General features: G+C 60.1%; 4 protein-coding genes. All 4 read right to left on the bottom strand.

The window, feature by feature from the left end; translation table 11 throughout:
- Window positions 1–120: 120 nt before the first annotated feature.
- The gene (gene fdhF, locus MWU54_RS18015) at window positions 121–2,898 is read right to left on the bottom strand and encodes a formate dehydrogenase subunit alpha (RefSeq protein ID WP_247086533.1); all 2,778 of its coding nucleotides are present in this window, start codon (window positions 2,896–2,898) and stop codon (window positions 121–123) included.
- A 3-nt stretch (window positions 2,899–2,901) separates the two neighbouring features.
- Window positions 2,902–4,587, bottom strand: a complete 1,686-nt coding sequence (locus MWU54_RS18010) for an NAD(P)H-dependent oxidoreductase subunit E (protein ID WP_247086531.1) — start codon at window positions 4,585–4,587, stop codon at window positions 2,902–2,904.
- A gap of 254 nt (window positions 4,588–4,841) precedes the next feature.
- On the bottom strand, window positions 4,842–6,821 hold the full coding sequence (locus tag MWU54_RS18005) for an ABC transporter permease subunit (RefSeq protein WP_247086529.1): 1,980 nt from the start codon (window positions 6,819–6,821) through the stop codon (window positions 4,842–4,844).
- A complete protein-coding gene (locus MWU54_RS18000; RefSeq protein WP_247086527.1) occupies window positions 6,821–7,840 on the bottom strand; it encodes a glycine betaine/L-proline ABC transporter ATP-binding protein in 1,020 nt (339 codons plus the stop codon). The genes MWU54_RS18005 and MWU54_RS18000 overlap by 1 nt, the downstream gene beginning before the upstream one ends.
- Window positions 7,841–7,859 lie beyond the last annotated feature (19 nt).

Raw genomic sequence — 7,859 nt, 5'->3', positions numbered from 1 at the left:
ATCATCCGTCCCGATCCCGATCTTCTCGCCAATCTCCTGAATCGGACGCTTCGACGCCTCACGCGCTATTTCAATATCTGACTTGTATGACATGGGGATCTTCCTGTTTGGGGGACGCGGTCACTCGGCCGCGATCTTTGTGATGGCTTCAACGCGCACGGCGGAGAATTTGAATTCGGGGATCTTGCCGTAAGGATCGACCGCCGGGTTCGTCAGAACGTTGGCCGCAGCTTCGACATAGGCGAAGGGGACGAAGACCATGTCTTCGGACACCGCCCGGTCGGCCCGCGCCATGATCTCGATCGACCCGCGCCGCGTGGTCAGCCGCACCATGTCGCCCGGGGCGACGCCCAACGCGCGCAGCGTTTTGGGGTGCAGTGAACAGTTCGCTTCTGGCTCGACCGCATCCAGCACAGATGCGCGGCGCGTCATCGACCCGGTGTGCCAGTGTTCCAGCTGACGCCCGGTTGTCATGATCATCGGGTATTCCGAATCCGGCGCTTCGTCCGGTGCAATCACCGATGCCGGGGTAAAGCGCGCGCGCCCTTCCGGACGCGGGAACCCATCGCCGAACACCACGGCCTGACCGGGGTCGGTCGGGCTGAGCGACGGGTAGGTGATGGTCTCTGTCTCAAGACGCTCCCAGGTGATGTTGTCGAGCGACCCCATGACCTGCTTCATTTCGGCAAACACCTGGCTCACATCGGTGTATTCCCATGGCAAGCCAAGCCGCTGCGCCAGTTCCACCGTGATCGCCCAGTCTTCGCGCGCGTCACCGGGGGGCGGCACAGCCGGACGGACCCGCTGCACCTGACGGTTCGTGTTCGAAACCGTGCCGTTCTTTTCGTACAAGGCCGAGGCCGGCAGGATCACATCCGCGTAACAGGCTGTTTCCGTGAGGAAAATATCCTGCACCACCAGATGCTCAAGCTTGGCAAAGGCGTCGCGGGCATGTTCCACATCCGGGTCGGACATGGCCGGGTTTTCGCCCTGAATATACATCCCCTTGATGTTGCCCGCATAGGCCTGATCGACAATCTCAGTGACCGTCAAGCCGCGCTTGTTCGACCAGTCGTCGTCGCGCCCCCAGACACCAAAGATGTCTTCACGGACGGATGGGTCCTCGACCGACCGGTAATCCGGAACAAACATCGGGATCAGGCCCGCATCAGACGCGCCCTGCACGTTGTTCTGTCCGCGCAGCGGGTGCAGACCCGTGCCGGAGCGTCCAACCTGACCGGTCATCAGCGCAAGGCTGATCAGACACCGCGAATTGTCGGTGCCGTGGATGTGCTGGCTGACACCCATGCCCCAGAAGATCATGGCCGCCTTGGCGCCGGCAAAGGTGCGCGCGACATCGCGGATCACATCCGGTGCAATGCCGCAAATCGGTTCCATCGCTTCCGGGCTGAAGGCCTTGAGGTGTTCTTTCTCGGCCTCCCAATTCTCGGTATAGGCGTCGATATATTGCTGGTCGTACAGGTTTTCTTCGACGATCACGTGCATGATCGCGTTGAGCATCGACACGTCCGCACCGGGGCGGAATTGCAGCATGTGTGACGCAAACCGCTTGAGCCCCTGCCCGCGCGGGTCCATCACGATGAGCTTACCGCCGTTCTTGGCGAACTGCTTGAAATACGTGGCCGCAACCGGGTGGTTTTCGACCGGATTGGCCCCGATCACGATCGCAACATCGGCGTTTTCGATCTCGTTGAAGGTTGCGGTCACCGCCCCCGATCCAACGTTTTCGATCAAAGCCGCAACAGACGAGGCGTGGCACAGGCGGGTGCAGTGATCGACGTTGTTGTGCTTGAAACCCTGACGGATCAGTTTCTGGAACAGATACGCCTCTTCATTGGTGCATTTCGCAGACCCAAAACCGGCAACCGATTGGCCGCCATGTGCCTGCCGCAGCTTGGCAAGACCACCGGCGGCAGCGTCCATCGCTTCTTCCCATGTCGCCTCACGGAAATGGGTATCAAGATTGCCCGGATCGACATTCAGACCCTTGGGCGGCGCATCTTCGCGGCGGATCAGCGGCTTGGTCAGGCGGTGCTCGTGGTGGATATAGTCAAATCCAAAGCGGCCTTTGACGCACAGACGGCCTTCGTTTGCGGGGCCATTGATGCCCTCGACATATTTGACCTTGCCGTCCTTGACCTTGAGCGACACCTTGCAGCCCACGCCGCAGAACGGGCAGACGCTTTCGGTTTCGCTGTCAAAATCCATGCTGTCACCGACCTGGTTCTCATCGACAACAGAAGACGGCATCAGCGCGCCCGTCGGGCAGGCTTGCACACATTCCCCACAGGCCACGCAGGTTGACGTGCCCATCGGGTCGGCAAAATCGAAGGTCGGGTAGGAATCGTGCCCCCGTCCCGACATGCCAATCACGTCGTTGACCTGCACTTCGCGACAGGCGCGCACGCACAGACCACATTGGATGCAGGCATCAAGGTTGACCGACATCGCCACATGGCTGTCATCGAGCAACGGGATGCGGCCCTCCTCCAGCTTGGGAAAGCGGCTTTCGGACACACCGTTCTGATCGGCCATATCCCAGAAATGGGCGGATTTGTCGTGGGCTTCGTTGCGCTCCGGCTGATCGGCGACCAGCATTTCGACAACCATCTTGCGCGCGTTTTCGGCGCGGGCGGAATTGGTGGTGACAACCATGCCATCCACGGGTTCGCGGATGCAGGACGCAATCAGCGTCCGCTCGCCTTCGACCTCGACCATACAGGCGCGGCAGTTGCCATCGGGGCGGTACCCCGGCGCAGGTTTGTGGCACAGATGCGGAATGACAAGACCCCGCCCGTTCGCCACTTCCCAAATCGTCATCCCCGGTTCGGCAGTGACCGTTTCGCCGTCCAGCGTAAAGGTGATTTGATCAGTCATGGATCAGATTTCCTCCGGGAAGTGCTTCATTGTGAGTCGGATTGGGTTCGGGGCCGCCTGCCCCAGACCACAGATACTGGCATCCACCATCGCCTGGCTCAGCTCTTCCAGCAGCGACTGGTCCCAGCGGTCCGATTGCATCAGCTTGACCGCCTTTTCGCAGCCCACCCGGCACGGGGTGCACTGGCCGCAGCTTTCGTCTTCAAAGAACCGCAGCATGTTCAGCGCAGCATCGCGGGCCTTGTCCTTGTCCGACAGGACCACAACCGCAGCCGAACCGATAAAGGTACCCAGCGGTTGCAGCGTGTCGAAATCAAGCGGCACGTCATTGATGCTGGCGGGCAACAAGCCCGAAGACGGGCCACCCGGCTGGTAGGCCTTGAAGGTGTGACCCTCGGCCATGCCGCCACAGGCGTCGATGATATCCATGATCGTGCTGCCCGCTGGCAGAAGGTAGACACCCGGCTTCGCCACACGGCCTGATACGGAATAGGACCGCAGGCCCTTGCGCCCGTTCTTTTCCGTGCTGCTCAGACACTCTGCGCCCTCGCGGCAGATCCGCGCGACCCAGTGCAGGGTTTCCACGTTATGCACCAGCGTCGGGCGGTTGAAGATCCCCACCTGCGCCACGAATGGCGGGCGGTGGCGCGGCAGGCCGCGCTTGCCTTCGATGGATTCGATCATCGCGGATTCTTCACCGCAGATATACGCCCCGGCACCACGGCGCAGGTCGATATAACCAGGGGCAACAAGGCCCGCGTCTTCCAACGCCTTGATCTCGCGGGCGAGGATCTCAAGCACTGCCGGGTATTCGTCGCGCATGTAGATAAAGCAGGTGTCCGCCTCGACCGCCCATGCGGCGATCAGCATGCCTTCGAGGAACAGATGTGGCACCCGCTCAAGGTAATACCGGTCTTTGAACGTGCCCGGTTCGCCTTCGTCGCCGTTGACGGCCAGATACCGCGGTCCGGCATTGGCGCGCACAAAGCCCCATTTGCGACCCGATGGGAATCCGGCCCCGCCAAGTCCGCGAAGACCGGCAGACAGCACCAGTTCCTGCGTCGCTTCCCAGTCGCCGCCTTTGCGTAGGGCAACCAGTTGTTCGTAGCCACCGTCGGCCTGATACGCCGCGAGGTCCTGATAGTCGGGAATAACAGCATGGGTGTCGCGCGCGGCGACGGCCTCTTTCACGTTTTCCGGCGTCGCGTGGTCGATATGCTTGTGGCCCAGCTCGATCACTGGGGCCGTGTCGCAGCGACCCATGCATGGCGCACGCAAGACGCGCACTTCGGTCGGATCAAGCCCATCCTCCAACGCGGCCTTCAGCTGCTGCGCCCCGGCCAGTTCACACGACAACGAGTCGCAAACCCGGATCGTCAGGGCGGGTGGAGGTGTTTCACCTTCTTTCACAACGTCGAAATGCGCGTAGAAGGTCGCAACCTCGTATACTTCGGCCATGCTCAGCCGCATTTCTTCGGCCAGGGCGCGCAGGTGCGCAGCCGACAGATGGCCGTGGGCATCCTGAATCAGATGCAGAAATTCAATCAGAAGATCGCGGCGACGCGGCGCGTCTCCCAGCAAAGACTGCACCTCTGCGAGGGCTGAGTCCTCGTATTGGCGACCTTTGGGGCTTGTGCGTCCTTTGCCACGCCCCTGTTTCCACACACCTTTGCGATCGTCCAGCGCCATGTCCTACCTCCTACAGCCACCTGCTCTCGCCTGCAGCGCCTCAGTATTCTTTTTGTTCAATTTATTTTCCTGTCAGTCAACAAGGAAACGAGAAATATTTGGAAATTCTTCCTGCCGTTCCGCCATCTCTCGGCGCAGGTTTGACACAAAGACAAGAGGCGGGCCATCGCCATGCGCGACGGGACTCTGCGCGTTTGCGCCACCCGTCGGCCTGTCGATGACCCGCCTCGGAAAAGCGGTCGGTTATTCCCGAATCACAATCCGAGAAGCCGCTTCTTTCGGTCTGCCCAGGTCATGATCGCCATGTCGAAGGTCAGCGCCATCAGCGACACGCAAATACCCAGAACAAAGTTCTTGCCAAGATCGGTCCCGGCCAGGGTCTTCTGCAATTCCTGACCAAGGTCCTGCGTCCCGATAAAGGCCGCAATGATCACCATGAAGAACGCGAACATGATCGCCTGGTTAAAGCCGACCGCCATCGTTGGCAGCGCCAGGGGCAATTGCACGTTCCACAGCTTCTGCATCCGGGTGGCCCCGGACATGTCTGCCGCTTCGTTCATTTCCTCGGGCACGCCGCGCAAGCCTTCGACCGTGTACCGCACCAGCGGCACCATGGCGAAGATCAGGATCGACATGACCACGGACGTCGCCGTGATGCCAAACAGCATGATCGCCGGGATCAGGTAGATGAAGCTCGGGAAGGTTTGCGCCGTGTCACAGATCAGCAGAACGCGCTGCGACCATTTTTCGGACCGTGCCGCCAGTATCCCGATTGGCAGACCAATCAGCGTCGCAAGGATCACCGCCGAAATCACCGAGTACAAGGTGATGACCGACCGGTCCCACCAACCCGAAAGGGCCACCAGACCAAAGAACACCGCAGCATAAATCCCGGACCGTCGGCCCCCAAGGGCCAGCGCCCCCGCCACGACAAAAAGGATGAACCCGGCCGTCGGAATCGACAGCAGGAAGTCCCGGAACGGGTTCAGCACCCAAACATTCAGCACGTAGCGGATCTTTTCCGTCGTGGCCTGCACAAGGTCAAAGGCCAGGAAAGTCTTGATCGCCGTGTCGATTTCCTTGCCCTGCGAAAAGTTCTGGCGGCGTCCGATTTCGGCAAACCACTCCACGAACTGGCCCAGGATGGTAAAGAACACAAACGCGCCCACACCCGCGAGCAGGTACTTGTGCCGCTGCCACCAGGGGGTGCCCTTCTCGAAATGCTCGGGCAGTTTCACCACCCACGCCTTGGACAGCCGGTCCAGCGTCACCGCCAGAAGCACAATCGTCACGCCGATTTCGAACGAACGGCCCAGTTTGAAACTGCCCATCATCGCAAGCAGCTTGGCGCCAAGTCCCGGCATCCCGATAAACGCGGTCAGAACCACCATCGCCAGACACAGCATGATCACCTGGTTCACGCCAACAAGGATCTCGGTCCGCGCAGCGGGCACGTAGACATGCCGCAGCATCTGGAAGCGGGAACATCCGGACATCTTGCCGGCTTCCACCACTTCTGACGACACTTTCTTGAGACCCAGAGTGGTCATCAGGATCATCGGCGGAATGGCATAGATGATCGTGGCAACCGCACCGGCTGTTGGACCAACTTTGAAAAAGATGACCGCAGGCAAAAGATACGTGAAGAACGGCAGCGTCTGCAGAACCGACAGGATCGGTTTGATCGCCCGGTCCACCCACGGGTATTTCCAAGCGGCAATGCCCAGTCCCAGACCAATGACAAAAGCCATCGGAGCGGCAACAACCAGAACCGACATGGTTTCCATTGCGATGGTCCACTGGCCGATCAATGCGGTCCACACAAATGTGCCCCCCGCAAGTGCCGCCAGACGCCAACCGCCCAGGTAATAGCCCAGTACCGCCGCCGCCGCCGCGATGGCGCTCCACGGGATCTGTTCAAACCCGGGCCAGCGTTTCTTGCCGTATAGCAGGTTGGCCGATGTATCGAGCATGAATTGCAATGGCCCTTCCGCGAACCAGCGCGTCAGCTTTTCCAGACCAAGATCGGTCCGGATAAAGTTGAACGCGGCGTCCAGCCAGACCGCGAAGGGCGGTATCCAGCTCTCCGGCAACCGGTGCAGCCAGGATGGCAGCAGGCCGGTAAACTGCAGCAGGGTGAAAATCAGCGCGACGCAGAACACACCCGTGGCGATCTGCGTCGACGTATACTGTTGTGGCTTGATGCCCGGTTGATTGGTGGAAATGACAGCCATCAGTCAGCTCCCACCAAGACTTCCAGCGCCTCCTGACGAGACAGGGCACCAATCACCGCGGTGCCATCCGTCACGGGGATGAATTCGCGCAGATCCGCCACAAGCGTCGGGGCCAGATCATGGATTGTCGCGGTTGAAGAGACGGGATCACCTTCGCCCTGCGCATCCGGTTTGACCAGAACGCTGGCGTGTACGACGCGCGATTTGTCGATATCTTCCGTGAATTTTCGAACATATTCCGTCGCCGGGTGCATCACGATCTGATCTGGCGTGTCGCATTGCTCAACGGCACCGTCTTTCATGATCGCAATTCGGTCCGCAAGGCGCAGCGCTTCGTCAAAGTCATGCGTGATAAACACGATGGTCTTGCCGAGCATTTCCTGAAGACGCAAAAACTCGTCCTGCATTTCGCGGCGGATCAACGGGTCAAGCGCCGAGAACGGTTCGTCCAGAAACCAGATATCCGGCTCAATGGCGAGGCTGCGGGCAATGCCGACGCGCTGTTGCTGGCCACCGGACAACTCGCGCGGGAAATAATCCTCGCGCCCTTCCAGACCAACCAGCTTGATCACTTCGAGCGCCCGCGCGCGACGGGCATGTTTGTCCTGACCGCGCATTTCCAGCGGAAACGCGACATTGTCGAGTACGGTGCGGTGTGGCAACAGGCCAAAGCTTTGGAACACCATGCCCATTTTGTTGCGGCGCAGGTCGATCAGGTCTTTCTCAGCCAGCGCCATGATATCCTGACCCTCGACCTCGATCGTGCCGCCGGTGATATCGTGCAACCGTGAAAAACAACGGACCAGCGTGGATTTGCCGGACCCCGACAATCCCATGATAACAAGCATTTCTCCGCGTCCGACCTCGATCGAAACGTCTTTCACTCCGGCGATGTACCCGTCAGCCCGGATGTCGTCGTAGCTTTGTCCGGCCGGCATCTTCGCAAGATAGCCCTCTGGATCATCTCCAAAGATCTTCCAGACGTTCTTACAGGAAATAACAGGTGCGTCAGTGGTCATCGGGGACTCCAACGTAAAA

Source organism: Marivita sp. S6314 (assembly GCF_023015985.1).
Taxonomy (GTDB): Bacteria; Pseudomonadota; Alphaproteobacteria; order Rhodobacterales; family Rhodobacteraceae; genus Marivita.
Note: the sequence above shows the minus strand (reverse complement) of the source record. Positions and strands in the feature narration are given on the sequence as shown.

Coding starts and splice junctions, on each gene's coding strand:
- fdhF (WP_247086533.1), bottom strand. CDS start 2,898: ATGACTGATCAAATCACCTTTACGCTGGACGGCGAAACGGTCACTGCC.
- MWU54_RS18010 (WP_247086531.1), bottom strand. CDS start 4,587: ATGGCGCTGGACGATCGCAAAGGTGTGTGGAAACAGGGGCGTGGCAAA.
- MWU54_RS18005 (WP_247086529.1), bottom strand. CDS start 6,821: ATGGCTGTCATTTCCACCAATCAACCGGGCATCAAGCCACAACAGTAT.
- MWU54_RS18000 (WP_247086527.1), bottom strand. CDS start 7,840: ATGACCACTGACGCACCTGTTATTTCCTGTAAGAACGTCTGGAAGATC.